The organism is Symbiobacterium thermophilum IAM 14863 (assembly GCF_000009905.1).
GTDB classification, from domain to species: Bacteria; Bacillota; Sulfobacillia; order Symbiobacteriales; family Symbiobacteriaceae; genus Symbiobacterium; species Symbiobacterium thermophilum.
Genome location: NC_006177.1, coordinates 3314647 through 3332998, shown reverse-complemented (window position 1 = coordinate 3332998; position 18352 = coordinate 3314647). Strand labels below are relative to the sequence as shown.

The following is an 18352-nucleotide window of genomic DNA, read 5'->3' as shown; positions in this document are numbered from 1 at the left end:
CGTCAAAGATTACTACCAATCATCCTTAAGGGAGGCGCATGAGTTGTGTCGCTGAATCGTCTCTGGTCAGGGAGGTGGGGCGTGACCCTCACCGGCGTTGTCGTTGGGATCCTGGCGCCCATCCTGGTGAAGCTGGGCAACCCCGGGAACATGGGGGTGTGCGTCGCCTGTTTCACCCGTGACATCGCGGGCGCCCTCGGGCTGCACCGGGCTGCGGCCGTGCAGTACATCCGGCCCGAGATCATCGGCCTGGTCCTGGGTGCGACGATCGCCGCGCTGGGCGCCGGCGAGTGGCGCGCCCGGGGCGGCTCCTCGCCGCTGGTGCGGTACATCATGGGCGTCATCGCCGCGATCGGCGCGCTGGTCTTCCTCGGCTGTCCGTGGCGGGCGTTCCTGCGGATCGGCGGCGGCGACTGGAACGCCGTCGTCGGCGTCCTCGGTTTCGCCGCAGGCATCTGGGCGGCCACCTTCTTCCTGCGCCGGGGCTACAGCCTGGGCAAGAGCAAGCCGATGGCGCCGGTCGCCGGCTGGATCATGCCGGCGGCCATGGTCGGCCTCCTGGTGCTCCTCCTGGCGGCGCCGCTGTTCGGGCGGGACGCCGACGGGAACCCGGTGGGCCCGATCTTCTTCAGCACCAGCGGTCCGGGCTCGCAGCACGCCGCCTGGTGGATCTCGCTCCTGTTCGCCCTGGTCATCGGGTACCTGGGGCAGCGGAGCCGCTTCTGTTCGGTGGGGGCGTTCAGAAATCTGTTCATGCTGCGTGACACCAAGCTGCTGACGGGCGTCGTCGCCCTGATCATAACCGCCGCGGTGGCGAACCTGGCCCTGGGCCAGTTCCACCCGGGCTTCGCCAACCAGCCCATCGCCCATACGGACGGGCTCTGGAACTTCATGGGCATGCTGCTCTCCGGCCTGGCCTTCACGCTCGGCGGCGGCTGCCCCGGCCGGCAGCTCTTCCTCTCCGGCGAGGGCGACACCGACGCGGCGGTCTTCACCTTCGGACTGCTGACCGGCACCGCCCTGGCGCACAACTTCAACCTGGCCAGCTCGGCCGCGGGGCCGTCGCCCTACGGGCCGGCGGCGGTGATCATCGGGCTCATCGTCGTGGTCGTCCTGGGCTTCACCATGCGGGACGTGGCGGCGGGTGAGGACCAGTCCCGGTCGGCGGCATGAGCGCCGAACTGATTTACCTGGACAACGCCGCCACCTCGTGGCCCAAGCCGGCGGCGGTGGTGCGGGCGATGGCCGAGTGCCTGGAGAATGAGGCCGGCAATCCCGGCCGCTCCGGGCACCGGCTGTCGCTCGCCGCCGGCCGGCGGGTCTGGGCGGTGCGGCAGGCCGTAGCCGAACTCTTCGGTGCCCCTGACCCGCTGCGCGTGATCTTCACCCACAACGGCACCATGGCCGTCAACCTGGCCCTGGGCGGCCTGCTCTCTCCCGGCGACCGGGTGGTCTGCACGGGCATGGAGCACAACGCCGTCATCCGCCCCCTGCGCGACCTGGAGGAGCTGGGGATCGAGGTCGTCATCGCCCCCTGCGATTCTGAGGGCCGGCTGGACCTGGAGGCGTTCCGGCGGGTGGTGGAGGCTGCCCCGACCCGGATGGTGGCCCTGAACCATGCCAGCAACGTGACCGGCACCATCTGCCCTGTCGCCGAGGCCGCCGCGATCGCGCACCGGGCAGGCGCGCTGGTGCTGGTCGACGCGGCGCAGAGCGCCGGCAGCGTCCCCATCGATATGGGGGCGATGGGCATCGACCTCCTGGCCTTCACCGGCCACAAAGGGCTCCTGGGCCCCACCGGCACCGGGGGGCTCATCCTGGGCGAGCGGGTCAACGCGGCCGAGATGAAGCCGCTGGTGCGGGGCGGGACGGGATCCCGCTCGGCAATGGAGAGACAGCCGCCGGACCTGCCGGACCGGTTCGAGGCCGGCACGGTCAACTTCGTGGGCATCGCCGGCCTGGGCGCCGGGATTCAGGCGCTGGCAGAACTGGGCGGGCCGGAGGAAATCGGCCGGCGGGAACGGCAGCTCGCCCGGCAGCTCTGGGAGGGGCTCTCGGAGATCCCTGGCGTGCGGCTGTACGGCCCGGCGGACTTCAGCCAGCGGGTCGCGGTGGTCTCCTTCACCGTCGAGGGGCGCACGGTGTCGGAGGTGGGCGGACGGCTGGACGAGGAGTTCGGGATCCTCGCCCGCGTCGGGCTGCACTGCGCCCCGGTGGCCCACCGGACCCTGGGCACGTTCCCGCAGGGGACGGTGCGGCTGTCCCCGGGGCCTTTCAACACCCCGGAGCAGATCGCGCGGGCGGTGGCGGCGGTCCGCCGGCTTGCCGAGGGGGCGTGATGGGATGGACTACGGCGTGGCGCTCTTCCACACGACATCGATGGCCTTGAAGGCTGAGCAACGGCTGAAGGCGGCGGGGCTGGCCGTCAAGCTCATCCCGACGCCCCGGCAGTTCTCCAGCGACTGCGGGTTCGCGCTGCGCTTCGCCTGGGCGGACTGCGCACGGGTGGAGGAGCTGCTGCGCACCGGCGGGGTGGAGACCGCCGGGCTGCGCCGGTTGTAGCCTGCGGCCACGGCGGTTCCGTTTTCGGACAAGCCGGAGTTTCCTCTTGACGGACGTACGGGCAACGGCTAGAATGAGCGTCAAATACGAAACGGCGATGAACGAGGAAAGTAAGCGGACGGAAGGCCATCCAGGGAGGCGGCGCCGCAGACTGGAAGCGCCGCCATGGCGGTCCCCGCCGAAGTTCCCTCGGGAGCTGCCGGCTGAACGGCCGCAGAGCCTTGCGGCCCAGTAGGCCAGGCCGGCCCTCCCGCCGTTATCCGGGAGCGGTGTCGAAGAGCTCTGCTCTTCCGCACCTGCAGATCGAGCGGGTCGCCGCTTGGGCGGCTCAGAAGGGTGGTACCACGGGAGCTGTGCTCTCGTCCCTTACCGGGGCGGGAGCGTTTTTTTATCAGGGTGAAGGAGGCGGATGAGCGTGGTCGAAGGTCTGACTGCGGAGACGAAGCGCACGGTGGCCGGTCGGTTTGCGGGCCTGCGGCTGGGCTCAGGCCGCCCGATGATCATCGCGGGACCGTGCAGCGTGGAGAGCGAGGAGCAGATCGTCGCCGCCGCCCGGGCGGTCAAGGCCGCGGGCGCCACGGCCCTCAGGGGCGGCGCGTTCAAGCCCCGCACCTCGCCCCGCTCGTTCCAGGGGTTGGGCGAGGAGGGGCTGCGGCTCCTCGCCGTGGCCCGCGCGGAGACGGGGCTGCCGGTGGTGACCGAGGTCATGGACACCGCGCAGATCGACCTTGTGGCGGAGTATGCGGACGTGCTCCAGGTGGGGTCCCGCAACATGCAGAACTTCGCCCTGCTGAAGCAGGTGGGGCGGGCCGGCAAACCGGTGCTGCTGAAGCGGGGGCTGAGCGCGACGCTGGAGGAGTGGCTTGCCGCGGCGGAATACATCCTGGAGTCCGGCAACGACCAGGTGATCCTGTGCGAGCGGGGCATCCGAACCTTTGAGACCTCCACCCGCAACACGCTGGACCTGAGCACGGCGATCCTGGCCCGGACGCGCTCCGGGCTGCCGGTGATCGTCGACCCGAGCCATGCCGCGGGCCGCAGGGACCTGATCGAGCCGCTGTCCCTGGCGGCGCTGGCGGCAGGCATGGACGGCCTGATGATCGAGGTGCACCCCGACCCCGACCGGGCGCTCTCGGACGCCGCGCAGCAGCTGAACTTCGAGCAGTTCAGCCGGCTGATGGCCCGTCTGGAGCTGCTCCCGGCCTCTGCCCTGGAGAGCATCGACGCGTGCCGGGAGGAGATCGACCGGCTGGACGAGCGGATCCTGGACCTGCTCCTGCGCCGCATGGCGGCGGCGCGCCGGGTGGGGCAGCTGAAGCGCGGCGCCGGGCTGCCCGTCCTGCAGGAGGACCGCGAGCACGCGCTCATCAACCGGCTGGCCGGCCTGGCCGGGGACGAGCTGGCCGGCGAGGAGGTCCGGGAGATCTGGCAGGCGATCCTGGCCGTCTCCCGCCGGGCGCAGCAGGCGCTGCACGCCTGATCTGCACTCACGGGTCCCGTGTCGTCCGCGGGGCGGTCCGTGCTGTGCGCCGCGGGCGACGGGCGGACAGCCCCTGCCGCGCGCATCCGGGGCGCCGGCGCGCCGCGTGCAGGAGGGGGCGGGCCTCGCCCCGAAACAAGACCGGACCGAGGACGACGGGGAGGCAGTGGCGTTGGCGAAGTCCAGGAGCGCCTTCTTTTGTCAGGAGTGCGGCTACGAGTCGCCGCGGTGGATGGGGCGGTGCCCCGGCTGCGGTGCCTGGAACACCATGGTGGAGGAGCCCGTGAACCCGCCGGGCGGGCGGGGCCTGCTGACGTCTGACCCGGGCACGGGCGGGCCGCCGCTGGCGATCGGGGAGGTGGAGACCGAGGACGCGCAGCGGCTGGAGACGGGCATGGACGAGCTGGACCGGGTGCTGGGCGGCGGCATCGTGCCCGGCTCTTTCGTGCTGGTGGGCGGCGACCCGGGCATCGGCAAGTCGACCCTGCTGCTGCAGCTGGCGGCCGGCGTGGCCCGGCAGCACGGCACCGTGCTCTATGCCTCCGGCGAGGAGTCCGCCAGGCAGATCCGGATGCGAGCCGACCGGTTGGGGACCATCCACCCGCGCCTTCTGGTGCTGGCCGAGACGAACCTGGAGGCCATCGCGCACCACGCGGCCCAGGTGGCCCCCCGGCTGCTCATCGTCGACTCCATCCAGACGGTCTTCCGCCCCGACCTGCCTTCCGCCCCCGGCTCCGTCAGCCAGGTGCGGGAGTGCGCCGCCCAGCTGCTCCGGGTGGCGAAGGGGCAGAACCTCGCCATCTTTATCGTGGGCCACGTCACCAAAGAGGGCTCCCTGGCCGGCCCGCGGGTACTGGAGCATATCGTGGACACCGTTCTCTACTTCGAGGGCGACCGGCACGCCAGCTTCCGGATCCTGCGCGCGGTGAAAAACCGCTTCGGCTCCACGAATGAGATTGGCATCTTCGAGATGCGGGACGCGGGCCTGGCGCCGGTCGGCAACGCCTCCCAGCTGTTCCTGGCGGAGCGGCCGGTGGAGGTGGCGGGCTCCGTGGTCATGCCGGCGATGGAGGGCACCCGGCCGCTCCTGGTGGAGGTGCAGGCGCTGGTGAGCGCGTCCACCTTCGTGACGCCGCGGCGGACCGCGGAGGGCATCGACCTGAACCGGCTGCAGCTGATCATCGCGGTGCTGGAGAAGCGGGTGGGACTGCTGCTGGGCAACCATGACGCCTACGTCAAGGTGGCGGGCGGGGTGCGGCTGGCGGAGCCCGCGATCGACCTGGCCCTGGCGGTGGCCCTGGCCTCCAGCTTCCGGGACCAGCCTCCCGACCCGCGTACGGTGGTCGTGGGCGAGGTCGGGCTGGCCGGCGAGGTGCGGGCGGTGTCCCGCATCGACCAGCGCATTCGCGAGGCCGAGAAGATGGGTTTCGACCGCATGGTATTGCCACGGGCGAACCTCCGTAGCCTAAGCATGAAGACCGACGTGGAACTGGTCGGCGTGGAGACGGTGATGGAAGGACTCGAGGCGGCCCTCGGCCGCTGAGCCGCGCGCAGGGGGTGCGGGGATGGAGGACCGAAGCGGCTTCTGGCAGGTGCTGCAGCAACTCGCCCCCGGCACCGCGCTGCGGGAGGGGCTGGAGTCCATCCTGCTGGCCAGGACCGGGTCGCTGATCGTCGTCGGCGACTCCCCGGAGGTCCTGGCGCTCGTGGACGGGGGTTTCCGCCTGGACTGCGAGTTCACGCCCACGCGGCTGTACGAGCTGGCCAAGATGGACGGGGCGATCATCCTCACCCGGGACGCCCAGCGCATCCTCTATGCGAACGCCATGCTGGTGCCCGACCCGTCGATCCCCACCAGCGAGACGGGCACCCGCCACCGCACGGCGGAGCGGGTGGCCCGACAGACCGGCGAGTTGGTGATCTCCATCTCCCAGCGCCGGGACCTGATCACGCTGTACAAGGGCCCGATGAAGTACATCCTGCGGGACTTCGCCGTGGTCCTGACCAAGGCCAACCAGGCCCTGCAGACCCTGGAGAAGTACAAGCTGGTCCGGGACCAGGCGGTGGCCCGCCTCTCCGCGCTGGAGCTGGACGACATGGTCAGCGCGCTGGATGTGGCGCTGGTGGTGCAGCGCACCGAGATGTTGCTGCGCATCGGGAAGGAGATCGAGCGGTACATCGTCGAGCTGGGCACGGAGGGCCGGCTGGTGGCGATGCAGCTGGAGGAGCTGCTGGCCGGCGTGGCGGCGGAGGGGCTGCTCATCATCCGCGACTACGCCAGCACCGATGACCCTCAGCACGCGGCGGCGCTTCGGCAGCAGATGGCCGAGTGGACGTACGAGGAGCTGCAGGACCTGGCAGCCGTCGCCCGGCTGCTGGGCGCCGGCGCGCTGGACAGCCCCCTGGGTGCCCGGGGCTACCGCATGCTCCGGCGCATCCCCCGGCTGCCCGCCGCTGTCATTGAGAACTTGGTGGCCCGGTTTGGCCGGCTGCAGCGCGTGCTCGCCGCCTCGCTGGAGGAGCTGGACGACGTGGAGGGCATCGGCGAGGTGCGGGCGCGGGCGATCCAGGAGGGGCTGCGCCGGATGCGGATGCAGTTCGCCCTGGAGCGGCAGCTGTAGCGCCAACGAAAAAAGCCCGAGCAGCCTGGCTCGGGCCATTTTCCTGTGTCTTGCCTGCCGGGTCAGTCCGCGAAGTTGTACAGTCCCAGGGCGCTCAGCTTCTTGTGCTCCTTCAACAGGACGTCGTAGAGGTTGAGGTCGAGCACGTTGCACAGCGCGGCGAGGTAGAAGAGGTTGTTGCCGATCTCCGCCTCGATCACCTCGCGGCAGTGGTCGCACAGCTTGCCGGTGATGTGCTCCATCGCGTGATCCCGCAGCTGTTCCAGCGTCGCGTCCTGGGGGTAGCGCTGCTTGGTGCCGTGAATCTCGATGCAGCCGCAGGAGGTCACCGACTTCGTGAGCGCCCGGTTGACGCGGGCGTTGGACTCCTGGTACTTCGCCATGATATCCAGCACGCTGCGGTGACGGATGAGGCACTCGCTCACCGTTTCCTGAAACTGGTCGCACAGCAGGTCCTTCATCGAAGACTCACCTCTCAGTCCCGTCGCGGGCCAGGGGTGCCCGGGAATGCGACGCCGGTTGACGGTTCCTGGCTGGTTCTATTGTAGCAGAGGGGCACGACGGGGACAAACGGCGGCGTCTGGCAAACAATGGAGGGCGGAGGGGCTGGCCTCCGCCCTCGGTTTGGTGGAGCTAAGGGGACTCGAACCCCCGACCTCGTGAGTGCGATTCACGCGCTCTCCCAACTGAGCTATAGCCCCGTTGCTGCTCCCATTGTACGGCTGGCCCCCGGGGGCGTCAAGCCAGGAGTCCGTCAGGTTCATGCTTTCGTGGTTGTCAGACGATTCTCTTGGCTATTGACACCAGCGAATCAAACATCATATAATTAAACTTTTCTTGACAAAGGTCGTGCGTGTCTGGTAAGCTGAGCACGGGCGGAGGGTTTCGCTGCCGCGGGGCACGGGAGCAGGTGGGGGTGATCCGGTGTTCCAGGTGGGCGACAAGGTCGTGTACCCGATGCACGGCGCCGGCATCATCGAGGCCATCGAGGACCGGGAGGTGCTGGGGGAGCGGAAGCGCTACTACGTCCTGCGGCTGCCGGTGGCCGACATGCAGGTGCTTGTGCCCTGCGACGGTCCGCAGAGCACGGGGCTGCGCGCGGTGATGTCCGAGCAGGTCTTCCAGCAGGTGCTGGAGGTGCTGCGATCCCGGCCGACCCAGGCGGAGAAGAACTGGAACCACCGCTACCGGATGAACATGGAGAAGATCCGCAGCGGCGACGTCCTCGCACTGGCCGAGGTCGTGCGTACGCTGTCGCAGCGAGAGCGGGAGAAGGGGCTGTCCACGGGGGAACGCAAGATGCTGGACAGCGCGCGGCAGATCCTCCTGTCCGAGATCGTGTTGATCCGAGGCCTGGAGCTGGAACAGGCAAGCTCGCTTCTGGACCGCGTTCTCGCCCAGTGAGGCGGCGCCGGGTGTCCGGCGCCCCTCGCCTTTCGCCAACTGTTCGGGTCGGGGTGCGAACCTGCACCTTTTCTGGTTCGTCTCATAAACAGGGGGGCGCGGATCCGGGCTGAACGCCCTCCCAATCTGCAGAAGGAGGTGAATGGTGTTGAGAAAGAACCTGCGGATCGTGCTGACCATCGCGGGCGTCCTGAGCGGTTTCGGCTCCACGTTCCTCTGGCGCGAGAGCGTGGCGCTTTTGCTCTCGGTTCCGGAGCACTGGGGCTTTACCCTTCTGTTCTTCGCCGTCGGCAGTCTGGTGGGCGGTCTGGTGGGCTTCGGACTCTACCCATTCGTGACCTGGCTTGAAGGCCGGCTGGCTCGTACTGCATTCATCGATATCATACTGGGATCTGTTGGACTCATAAGCGGGCTGTTGATTGCGGCCCTTCTCAGCGTCTTTACGGGCAAGATTCCGCTGTTTGGCGGTGTGATCTCGGTTCTCAGCGCGGTGATCTTCGGCTACCTCGGCATGACGGTGACCACCCGCAAGCGGGAGGAGGTAAGCGAGGCCTTTTCCTCCATCTTCAGCCGCTCGGCCAGGAAGGAGCATGCCGCGGGCTCGCAGGCCCATAGCAAGCACCAGGAGTACCGGGGGGTCAGCCGGCCGAAGATCCTGGACACCTCGGTCATCATCGACGGCCGGATCGCCGACATCGTGGCGGCCGGATTCCTGGAGGGGCCGCTGGTCGTCCCGTCCGTGGTCCTGGAGGAGCTGCGCCACATCGCCGACTCCCCGGATGTGCTGAAGCGCAACCGGGGCCGGCGGGGGCTCGACATTCTGAGCGAGATCCAGAAGCTGCCGGGCGCGGATGTGCGCATCTACGAGGGCGAGATCGACGCGGCCGAGGTGGACATCAAGCTGCTCAAGCTGGCAAAGATGCTGGGCGGCGTCGTCGTCACCAACGACTTCAACCTGAACAAGGTGGCCGGGCTGCAGGGCGTCCGGGTGCTCAACATCAATGAGCTGGCCAACGCCCTGAAGCCGATCGTCCTGCCCGGGGAGGAGATGACCGTCTCCGTGGTGAAGGACGGAAAGGAACCCGGCCAGGGCGTCGGGTACCTGGACGACGGCACGATGATCGTGGTGGACGGCGGCAAGCGCTACATCGGAGACACCATCGACGTGCTGGTCACGTCGGTCATCCAGACGGCAGCCGGCCGCATGATCTTCGCCAAGCCGAAGATGACGGTGGAGAAGGTGGCGCCGTGAGCATTCATGCAGGGGGGCTGCAGGTCCCGGTCAGCGTGATCATCCCGGCCGCAGGGTCGGGCAGGCGCATGGGGGGAGGAACTGCCAAGCAGTTCCTCCCCCTCCGCGGCGAGCCGGTGCTGGTGCGCACCGTCAGGCGGTTCAGCGAGTGCCCCCTGGTGGACGAGATCGTCATCGCCGCGGGCGACGTGGAGGCGACCCGCGCTCTGGTGGGCCACATGCCCAAGGTGACGCGCATCGTCCAGGGCGGCGCGGAGCGGCAGGATTCGGTGTGGGCCGCCCTGCAGGCGGTCCATTCCCGCCCCCGCATCGTCGCCGTCCACGACGCTGCCCGCCCCCTGCTCACCGCCGACGTGCTGAAGGGCGTGCTTCAGGCGGCGGCCGACCATCCGGCCCAGGTGGTCGCGGTGCCCGTGCAGGATACCATCAAGCAGGTGGGGCCGGACGGCGTGGTGGTGGCGACGCCGGACCGGTCGATGCTGTGGGCGGTGCAGACCCCGCAGGTGTTCTGGGCTGATGTGCTGGTACGGGCCTTCCGCCAGGCGATCGCGGACGGTTTCCTGGGCACGGACGACGCGTCGCTGGTGGAGCGCATCGGCGTGCCCGTGCGGGTCTACCGGGGCCATCCGGGCAACCTCAAGCTGACCACGCCGACGGACTTCCGCCTGGCGGAGCTGCTGCTGGAGGAGGAGGCGCGACAATGCTGATCGGCTTCGGTTACGACGTTCACCGGCTGGTCCCCGGGAGGCCGCTGGTCCTGGGCGGCGTGGAGATCCCCAGCAAGCGGGGCTTGGAGGGGCACTCCGACGCGGACGTGGCCCTGCACGCCCTCATGGACGCCTTGCTCGGGGCCGCCGGGCTGGGAGACATCGGCACGCACTTTCCGCCGACGGACCCGGCGTGGGCGGGGGCCAACTCCCTGGACCTGCTCCGCCGGGTGGTGGGTCTGCTGGCCGAGGAGGGTTACCGGCCCGTAAACTGCGACATCACCGTGGTGGCCGAGCGGCCGAAGATCGGGCCCTACGTGCCGGCGATGCGGGAGCGGATCGGCGCCGTGCTGGGCGTCGAGCCGCGCCGGGTCAGCATCAAGGCCACGACCAACGAGCAGATGGGCTTCGTCGGTCGCGAAGAGGGCATCGCCGCCTATGCGGTCGCCCTCATCGCCGGGCGGTGAGGGACCCCGCTTGACATCTTCGGCGCCCCCCCGTAAAATCAGAGCAAACGTAAAGGCAGCGAACGGGAGAAGTACCTGCGGGAGCCTGTACAGAGAGCCACCGCCACAGGCTGCAAGCGGAGGTCTGGCGAGCGCAGGGAAGATGCGCCCGGGAGCCGGGGTCCGAACGGGCGCGGCAGGTGTGCCGCGGCCGCTAGGCGCCCACGGAAGGCCACCGTTATCCGGCACAGGGTGTGTTGGCACCCGAGAGAGCGGGGCGCATGGCGAGGCGCCCAATCAGAGTGGAACCGCGGGGATTGCCCGCCTCTGGCCGACAGAGGCGGGCTTTTCGGTGTGCCCGGCATGGGCGCTGACTTGGCGGTGAAAGTCCGCTACGGGCGAGGCAGCACCAGCCCGTTAGCCAAAGGCAAGGGTGTCCGTCGTGAGGCGGAATCTGAAGGAAGCCCGAGGCAAAGCCACGACCCGAGGAACACGAACCCCATAGGAGGCTGTGCCGCTCGGGTGAGCTGGCCGAACACAGCAAAACCCGAAGCTGCCAAAGGGCGGTGCGGTAGATGGGGCGGGTGCGGGGTGAAGGTCAGCGTTCTTACCCGGGGAGATCTGCCGGGAACGCCAGCAACGCTGGTAACCTGCGTCGGGAGACGCAGCTGAACCGGCAGAAGTCAGCAAAGGCCATAGTACCGGCAGGGGGACGCCCCAACCGGGAAGGGCCGAACGTCAGGAAAGGGGTGAACCCGTTGCGTTCGAGCAGCCCGCGACAAACGCAGAAGACCCCGAACGGGACCTGCTCGCCGGAGGTAGCGGTGAAGCCGCAAGGGACGGCGAGAGGGCGGAGTGGGCAGCCGGCACAAGACGGAACGTTACCCCGCGGGGAGCACAGCAACCTGATGGAGCAGGTGGTGGCCAGGGAGAACATGCTGGCCGCCCTGAAACGGGTGGAGCGGAACGGAGGCGCTCCCGGCGTGGACGGTGTCCCCACCGAACGGCTGCGGGACCAGATTCGCGTGGAGTGGAGCCGCATCCGTGAGGGACTGCTCCAGGGGACCTACAGACCGCAGCCAGTCCGCCGGGTCGAAATCCCGAAACCGGGCGGCGGCAAGCGGATGCTGGGGATTCCCACCGTGATGGACCGCCTGATCCAACAGGCACTCCTGCAAGTACTGACGCCGATCTTTGACCCGACATTCTCCGAATCCAGCTACGGCTTTCGGCCGGGGCGGCGGGGTCATGATGCGGTCAGGAAGGCACGTCAGTACGTGGAGGAAGGGTACGACTGGGTCGTGGACATGGACCTGGAGAAGTTCTTCGACCGGGTCAACCACGACGTGCTGATGGCCCGCGTGGCGCGGCGGGTAACGGATAAGCGTGTGCTGCGGCTGATCCGGCGGTACTTACAGGCTGGGGTCATGCTGAACGGGGTAGTCGTGGCGACGGAGGAAGGGACGCCGCAGGGCGGTCCGCTGAGCCCGCTGCTGGCGAACATCCTGCTGGATGACCTCGACAAGGAGCTGGAGCGCCGCGGGCACCACTTCGTCCGGTACGCCGATGACTGCAACATCTACGTCCGCAGCAAGCGGGCGGGAGAACGGGTCTACAGGAGCGTGCGCCACTTCCTGCAGGAGCGGTTACGGCTGAAGGTCAACGAGGAGAAGAGCGCAGTGGACCGGCCGTGGAAGCGGCAGTTCCTCGGGTTTAGTTTCTACAAGCACCGGGGAGTGCGCATCCGGCTGGCCCCGAAGAGCCTGAAGCGCGTGAAGGACAAGCTCCGCACGCTGACGGACCGCAACCGCAGCCAGAGCATGGAGGACCGAATCCGGCGCCTGAATGCTTACTTGCGGGGCTGGGTTGGGTACTATGCGCTCTCCGATGCCAGGTCAGCCTTTGAAAGACTCGAAGGATGGCTGAAGCGTCGGCTGCGAGCATGCGTATGGAAGCAGTGGAAGCGTGTACGCACGCGCTTTCGGGAGTTGCGCGCCCTCGGTTTGCCCGAATGGGTAGTCCACCAACTCGCCAACAGCCGCAAAGGCCCGTGGCGGATGGCAGGTGGCCCACTAAACAGCGCCCTGGGCGACGCCTACTGGCGTGCCCAGGGGCTGATAAGCCTGACCGAATGCTATGAAGCGACTCGTCAATCCTGGCGAACCGCCGGATGCGGACCCGCATGTCCGGTGGTGTGAGAGGACGGGGGCTAGCCGCCCCCTCCTACTCGATCTGTTTCGGGGGAGGGAGAGCCATGTTCAGCCTGTTCAAGCGGCTTCGGCGGGACATCGAGGCGGTCTTCGAGCGGGATCCGGCGGCGCGTTCCGTGCTGGAGGTGCTGCTCTGCTATCCGGGACTGAAGGCGATCTGGGCCCACCGGGTGGCACACTGGCTGTGGCAGCGGAACTTCAAACTCCTGGCCCGTGTGATCTCTCAGATCTCCCGTTTTTTCACCCAGATCGAGATTCACCCCGGCGCCAAGATCGGGGAAGGCGTCTTCATCGACCACGGCTGCGGCGTCGTCATCGGCGAGACCGCAGAGGTGGGCAACAATGTGACCATCTACCAGGGCGTGACCCTGGGCGGCACCGGCAAGGAGAAGGGCAAGCGGCACCCGACGATCGGGGACAACGTGGTGATCGGCACCGGCGCCCGCATCCTGGGCTCGTTCACGGTGGGGGCCAACAGCCGCATCGGCGCCGGCGCCGTAGTACTGCGGGAGGTGCCGCCCAACTCCACCGTCGTCGGCAACCCGGGCCGGGTCGTGGTGCAGAACGGCGTGCGCACGGACCAGCTGGACATGATCCACATGCCCGATCCGATCGCAAACATGTTTGACCAGATGCAGCGCCAGATCGACAAGCTGACCCAGCGCATCGAGCGGCTGGAGGAGGAGAACCGGGCGCTGCGCAGATTACAGGAGGGTTTGGCGCATGGGCATCCGCATCTACAATGATCTGACCCGGAAGAAGGAAGACTTCGTCCCTCTCGAACCGGGCAAGGTCCGTTTCTACAACTGCGGACCGACCGTCTACGACTACTTTCACATCGGCAACGCCCGCAACTTCGTCGTCTTCGACACGGTTCGACGGTACCTGGAGTACCGGGGCTATCAGGTCACCTTCGTTCAGAACTTCACCGACATCGATGACCGCATGATCAAGCGGGCCCGGGAGCGGGGCATCACCGTCTCCGAGCTGGCCGAGGAGATGATCCAGGCCTACTTTGCCGATGCCGGCGCCCTGGGCGTTCGCCCCGCGGACGTGCATCCCCGGGCCACCGCGCTCATCGACGAGCAGATCGCCATGATTCAACAGCTCATCGACAAGGGCCACGCCTACGTTGTCGAGGGCGGCGACGTGTACTTCCGGGTGACGACAAGCCCCGACTACGGCAAGCTATCCCACAAGAATTTGGAGGAACTTGTCGCCGGCGCGTCGGAGCGGGTCGATCCCGACGACCGCAAGGAACACCCCTTCGACTTCGCCCTGTGGAAGGGGCAGAAGCCCGGGGAGCCCGCCTGGCCGGCCCCGTGGGGCCCCGGCAGGCCTGGCTGGCACATCGAGTGCTCGGCCATGGCCCGCAAGTACCTGGGCGACACGATCGATATCCACGCCGGGGGCGAGGACCTGACGTTCCCGCACCACGAGAACGAGATCGCCCAGTCGGAGGCGGTGACGGGCAAGCCCTTCGCGCGGTACTGGATGCACAACGCCCACCTGATGATCGACGGCGCCAAGATGTCCAAGTCGGTGGGCAACTTTTTCACGGTGCGGGACATCCTGAAGCGCTACGACGGCGAGGTCGTCCGCATGTTCCTCCTGTCGGCGCATTACCGCACGCAGCTCTCCTTCAGCGACCAGCTGATGGAGGACACCAGGCGCGCCCTGGAGCGGCTGTACAATACCGTGGCGAACCTGGAGCACCTGGCGAAGACGGCCCCGCGCGCGGAGATGACCGCGGAGGAGCAGGCGGTGCTGGCCGAGCTCTCCCAGGCGCGCGAGCGCTTCGTCGCCGCCATGGACGACGATTTCAACACGGCCGAGGGCCTGGCCGTCATCTTTGACCTGAGCCGGGAGCTGAACAGCCGGGTGAAGCCCGGCGCCTCCGCGGCCTTCGCCGAGGGCGGGCTGGCCCTGCTCCGGGAGCTGGCCGGGGTGCTGGGCCTGCTGGAGCGCAAGGCGCAGCCGCAGGAACTGGACGCCGAGATCGAGGCGCTGATCGCCGCCCGGCAGGAGGCGAGGAAGGCGCGGAACTTTGCCGAGGCCGACCGGATCCGGGATCAGCTTCGCGCGATGGGCATCATCCTGGAGGACACCCCGCAGGGCGTCCGGTGGCGGCGCGCATGAGGCTGGCCAACCCGCTCACCCTGCCGCCGCTGACCCTGGCCTACCTCGGCGACGCCCTCTACGAGGCGTTCGTGCGGGAGCGGCTGCTGGAGCGGGGCTACGTGCGGGTGAACGACCTGCACCGGCATGCCCTGCGTTACGTGCAGGCCACCGCCCAGGCGGCGATCCTCCACCACCTCATGCCCGCGCTCACGGAGCAGGAGCAGGACGTGGTGCGCCGGGGGCGCAACGCGAAGGGACACGGGGCCCCGAAGTCGGCGGATCCGGCGGAGTACGCCGCCTCCACCGGCTTTGAGGCGCTGGTGGGGTACCTGTACCTGGCCGGGCAGGCGGAGCGGCTGTCGGAGGTTCTCCAGGCCGCGGCCGACTTTATCGAGCGTGGCCAGTAAACGGCGCAGGCTGCGCCGCCATGTCGGCGCGCCTGCGCCTGGTTTTCGTGACAGGAAGAAGGATCCCGGGGCAGAATTAGTTCTAGTTAATTAAGGTTGCTGGCCCGGGGGGGTCGGGATTGAACATCGAGATCCAGTACCTGGAACTCTGCCGGGAGATCCTGGCGGAGAACGAGCAGGAGATCGCCGAGGGCCGCTGGACGCCCAACCGGACCGGCATGGGGACGGTGGGCGTCTTCGGCCGCATGCTGAAGCACGACTTCAAGGAAGGGTTTCCCGCCCTGACCACCAAGAAGCTGTTCTTCAACTCCGTGAAGGCCGAGTTGCTCTGGTTCCTCGCGGGCCGGACCGACCTGGAGTTCCTGCACGAGCGGGGATGCCACATCTGGGACAAGGACGCGGCCCGCAACGGCGGGAAGCTCGGGCCGATCTACGGCAAGCAGTGGCGGGCGTGGGAGGGCGCGGACGGCAGGACCTACGACCAGATCGCCTGGGTCATCCAGCAGATCCGGGAGATCGCCGCCGACCCGGAGCGGCCCCATCCCAACTCCAGGCGGCTGGTCGTCAGCCCCTGGAACGTCGCCGACCTGGAGGAGATGGCCCTGCCGCCCTGCCACGGGCCGTTCCAGTTCCACGTGAAGGACGGCAGGCTGCACCTGGCCGTGTGGCAGCGCAGCGCCGACCTGTTCCTGGGAGTGCCCTTCAACATCGCCAGCTACTCGCTGCTGCTGCACATGGTGGCGCAGGTGACCGGGCTGGCGGTGGGCACGTACACGCATTACCTGAACGACGTGCACATCTACCGCAACCTCCTGGACCAGGTACGGCTGCAGCTCACGCGGGAGCCGTACCCGCTGCCCAGGCTCTGGCTGAACCCCGAGGTCAGGGAGATCGACCAGTTCACGATGGACGACATCCAGCTGGTGGACTACAAGCACCACCCGCCGATCCGCGGGGAGCTGTCGACATGATCACCCTGGTGGCGGCGATGGGCAGGAACCGCGCCATCGGCCGGGAGGGCCGCCTGCCCTGGCGGCTGCCGGCGGAGATGCGCCACTTCCGCCGCACCACCATGGGCAAGGCGGTGGTGATGGGACGCAGGACCTACGAGTCGATCGGCGGCCCCCTGAAGGGGCGGACCAACATCGTGCTTACCCGGGACCCGGGCTTCCGGGCGCCGGGATGCGAGGTGCGCCACAGCGTCGCGGAGCTGCTGCAGGACCGCAGGCCGCTCTATGTCATCGGCGGCGCGGAGGTGTACCGCCAGTTCCTGCCTCATGCGGACGAGATGATCCTCACCCGCATTGACCACGACTTCGAAGGGGACGCGTTCTTCCCGGCGTGGTCCGAGGACGAGTGGGAGCTGGTGGGGAGCACGCCCCACCCGCGGGACGAGGAGAACCCGTACGATTTCGTCGTCGAGCACTACCGCCGGCGGCGCATTCCCGCCGGCGGGGCCGGGCAGACTGAACCCGAAGGAGACTGAGCTCGTGTCTGGACAGATCGAAGGACGGAACCCCGTGCTGGAGGCGCTCCGGTCGGGGCGGACCATCAACCGGATCCTGGTGGCAAAGGGAGCCCGGGAGGGCTCGATCCGGGAGGTCATCGCCCTGGCCCGGAGCCAGGGGGTCATCGTGCAGGAGGTGGCCCGGGAGCGGCTGGACGCGATGGCCCGCGGCCGGAATCACCAGGGGGTCATCGCGCTGGCCGCCGCACACCGGTACTACGACCTGGACGAGGTGCTGGAGCGGGCGGCGGCCTCGGGGGAGGACGGGCTTCTCCTGGTGCTGGACGGCATCGAGGACCCGCAGAACCTGGGCTCGCTGTTGCGCACGGCGGACGCGGCCGGCGTGCACGGCGTGATCATCCCTGAGCGGCGGGCCGTCGGGCTCACGGAGACGGTGGCCAAGGTGTCGGCCGGAGCGGTGGAGTACGTGCCGGTCGCCCGCGTCACCAACATCGCCCGCACCCTGGAGATGCTGAAGGAGCGAGGGTACTGGGTCGTGGGCACGCACCAGGAGGCCGACGAACTCTACTACGAGGCGCGCCTCACCGGACCGCTCGCGGTGGTCATCGGCAGCGAGGGCCGGGGGATGAGCCGGCTGGTCGCGGAGACCTGCGACTTCACGGTCCGGCTCCCCATGCGGGGCCACGTGACGTCGCTGAACGCCGCCGTGGCCGGGGCGATCCTGCTTTACGAGGTGCGCCGCCAGCGCAGCGCGGGGGCCTGAGGAAGAGGGGGAGGGGCCATCCGCTTCAACGCGAAGCCGGGCCGCCGGTCTGTGGCGGCCCTGTTGCTTATCACGGCCTTGTGGATCGCCTGCCTGGCGCCGGTGAGGCGGGCTGCGGCGGGCGAGCCGCGTACGCCCGCGCCACCCGATCTGCCCGTGCCGGAGCAGGCGTACCGCTTTGTCCTCGCGCGGTTTCAGACGCCCATCGTGAACCTGGCCCCGGGCCGGATGCACAACATCGCCCTGGCCGCGTCCCGGATCGACGGCCGCGTGCTGCAGCCCGGAGAGGTCTTCTCGTTCAACGACGTGGTGGGCCCGCGGGACCCGGCGCACGGCTGGGCCCTGGCGGACGAGATCTACCAGGGCGAGTACGTGCCGGGTTACGGCGGGGGCATCTGCCAGGTGACGTCGACCCTGTACAACGCGGCCCTGCTCGCCGGCCTGACGATCGTGGAACGCTACCACCACGACCGGCCGCTGCAGTACATCAGCCCGGGGCGAGACGCCACGGTGGTCTGGGGGCAGCTGGACTTCCGGTTCCGCAACAGCCTGGACCGCCCGGTGCAGATCCGGGCGCGGGTGACCCCGGAGGATCCGCCCCGGGTGGAGGTGACGCTGCACGGGGACAGGCCGTCCGCCGGCGACCCGATCCGGCTGGAGGAAGAGTACGTGCGCTTCACGCCGCCGGAGCTGGTGGAGGTGGAAGACCCCGGACTGCCCCGGGGCCGGCGGGTGGTGGAGGATGAGGGGTATTTCGGCGTGGAGGTACGCATATACCGGGTGATGGGCCTCGGCCCGGAAGCCCGCAGGGAGCTGGTCTCTCACGACGTGTATCCCCCGAGACCGGGACGGGTGCGGGTGGGCACCGCAGAATGACAGAAGCGGTTGACCGCGCCGCGGCCCCCCGCCTG

Annotated in this window: 19 protein-coding genes and 1 tRNA gene; 18 read left to right on the top strand and 2 right to left on the bottom strand. The window is 68.8% G+C overall.

The genetic code is table 11. The features are described from left to right. Positions 1 to 45: 45 nt before the first annotated feature. The 6 genes from yedE (at position 46) to disA (ending at position 6663) form a co-directional block, all read left to right on the top strand. Positions 46 to 1173 (top strand): YedE family putative selenium transporter, encoded by a 1128-nt coding sequence (gene yedE, locus STH_RS15570; protein ID WP_011197245.1) that lies wholly within the window; start codon positions 46 to 48, stop codon positions 1171 to 1173. Beyond that, a complete protein-coding gene (locus STH_RS15565; protein WP_011197244.1) occupies positions 1170 to 2339 on the top strand; it encodes an aminotransferase class V-fold PLP-dependent enzyme in 1170 nt (389 codons plus the stop codon). Before yedE ends, STH_RS15565 begins: the two co-directional genes overlap by 4 nt. A gap of 4 nt (positions 2340 to 2343) precedes the next feature. Then, positions 2344 to 2562: a DUF3343 domain-containing protein gene (locus STH_RS15560; protein WP_043714341.1), complete on the top strand. Its 219-nt coding sequence runs from the start codon at positions 2344 to 2346 to the stop codon at positions 2560 to 2562. A gap of 409 nt (positions 2563 to 2971) precedes the next feature. Then, positions 2972 to 4042 (top strand): bifunctional 3-deoxy-7-phosphoheptulonate synthase/chorismate mutase, encoded by a 1071-nt coding sequence (locus STH_RS15555; RefSeq protein ID WP_011197242.1) that lies wholly within the window; start codon positions 2972 to 2974, stop codon positions 4040 to 4042. 172 nt (positions 4043 to 4214) lie between these two features. After that, positions 4215 to 5585, top strand: coding sequence for a DNA repair protein RadA (gene radA / locus STH_RS15550; protein ID WP_011197241.1), 1371 nt, complete (start codon positions 4215 to 4217; stop codon positions 5583 to 5585). 22 nt (positions 5586 to 5607) lie between these two features. Beyond that, positions 5608 to 6663, top strand: coding sequence for a DNA integrity scanning diadenylate cyclase DisA (gene disA / locus STH_RS15545; protein WP_011197240.1), 1056 nt, complete (start codon positions 5608 to 5610; stop codon positions 6661 to 6663). A 62-nt stretch (positions 6664 to 6725) separates the two neighbouring features. On the opposite strand, the gene STH_RS15540 is transcribed toward disA, so the two are convergent. Both STH_RS15540 and STH_RS15535 read right to left on the bottom strand, forming a co-directional pair. Continuing rightward, complete coding sequence (locus tag STH_RS15540; RefSeq protein WP_011197239.1) at positions 6726 to 7124, bottom strand: hypothetical protein; 399 nt, start codon at positions 7122 to 7124, stop codon at positions 6726 to 6728. A 164-nt stretch (positions 7125 to 7288) separates the two neighbouring features. Next, positions 7289 to 7364 (bottom strand) — tRNA-Ala (locus tag STH_RS15535). A gap of 223 nt (positions 7365 to 7587) precedes the next feature. Between STH_RS15535 and STH_RS15530 the strand changes: the two genes are divergently transcribed. From STH_RS15530 to STH_RS15475, 12 genes are all read left to right on the top strand, one after another. Next, positions 7588 to 8067 (top strand): CarD family transcriptional regulator, encoded by a 480-nt coding sequence (locus tag STH_RS15530; RefSeq protein ID WP_011197238.1) that lies wholly within the window; start codon positions 7588 to 7590, stop codon positions 8065 to 8067. A gap of 142 nt (positions 8068 to 8209) precedes the next feature. Further along, on the top strand, positions 8210 to 9319 hold the full coding sequence (locus STH_RS15525; protein WP_011197237.1) for a PIN/TRAM domain-containing protein: 1110 nt from the start codon (positions 8210 to 8212) through the stop codon (positions 9317 to 9319). Beyond that, positions 9316 to 10026, top strand: a complete 711-nt coding sequence (gene ispD / locus STH_RS15520) for a 2-C-methyl-D-erythritol 4-phosphate cytidylyltransferase (protein WP_011197236.1) — start codon at positions 9316 to 9318, stop codon at positions 10024 to 10026. The genes STH_RS15525 and ispD overlap by 4 nt, the downstream gene beginning before the upstream one ends. Next, complete coding sequence (gene ispF, locus STH_RS15515) at positions 10020 to 10493, top strand: 2-C-methyl-D-erythritol 2,4-cyclodiphosphate synthase (protein ID WP_011197235.1); 474 nt, start codon at positions 10020 to 10022, stop codon at positions 10491 to 10493. Before ispD ends, ispF begins: the two co-directional genes overlap by 7 nt. An 887-nt stretch (positions 10494 to 11380) precedes the next feature. Next, on the top strand, positions 11381 to 12670 hold the full coding sequence (gene ltrA, locus STH_RS15510; protein ID WP_011194155.1) for a group II intron reverse transcriptase/maturase: 1290 nt from the start codon (positions 11381 to 11383) through the stop codon (positions 12668 to 12670). A gap of 65 nt (positions 12671 to 12735) precedes the next feature. Beyond that, positions 12736 to 13428 carry a serine O-acetyltransferase gene (gene cysE, locus STH_RS15505; protein WP_083766221.1) on the top strand — a complete coding sequence of 231 codons (693 nt, stop codon included), beginning with the start codon at positions 12736 to 12738 and terminating at the stop codon, positions 13426 to 13428. After that, on the top strand, positions 13412 to 14821 hold the full coding sequence (gene cysS, locus STH_RS15500) for a cysteine--tRNA ligase (protein ID WP_043716214.1): 1410 nt from the start codon (positions 13412 to 13414) through the stop codon (positions 14819 to 14821). Before cysE ends, cysS begins: the two co-directional genes overlap by 17 nt. Then, on the top strand, positions 14806 to 15210 hold the full coding sequence (locus STH_RS15495; protein WP_242654552.1) for a Mini-ribonuclease 3: 405 nt from the start codon (positions 14806 to 14808) through the stop codon (positions 15208 to 15210). Before cysS ends, STH_RS15495 begins: the two co-directional genes overlap by 16 nt. Before the next feature lie 119 nt (positions 15211 to 15329). Beyond that, positions 15330 to 16181, top strand: a complete 852-nt coding sequence (locus STH_RS15490; RefSeq protein ID WP_011197231.1) for a thymidylate synthase — start codon at positions 15330 to 15332, stop codon at positions 16179 to 16181. Continuing rightward, positions 16178 to 16696 (top strand): dihydrofolate reductase, encoded by a 519-nt coding sequence (locus STH_RS15485; RefSeq protein ID WP_050742321.1) that lies wholly within the window; start codon positions 16178 to 16180, stop codon positions 16694 to 16696. Before STH_RS15490 ends, STH_RS15485 begins: the two co-directional genes overlap by 4 nt. A 4-nt stretch (positions 16697 to 16700) precedes the next feature. Continuing rightward, positions 16701 to 17441, top strand: a complete 741-nt coding sequence (rlmB, locus tag STH_RS15480; protein WP_011197229.1) for a 23S rRNA (guanosine(2251)-2'-O)-methyltransferase RlmB — start codon at positions 16701 to 16703, stop codon at positions 17439 to 17441. 51 nt (positions 17442 to 17492) lie between these two features. After that, on the top strand, positions 17493 to 18317 hold the full coding sequence (locus STH_RS15475) for a VanW family protein (RefSeq protein ID WP_011197228.1): 825 nt from the start codon (positions 17493 to 17495) through the stop codon (positions 18315 to 18317). The last annotated feature ends 35 nt before the right edge of the window (positions 18318 to 18352 follow it).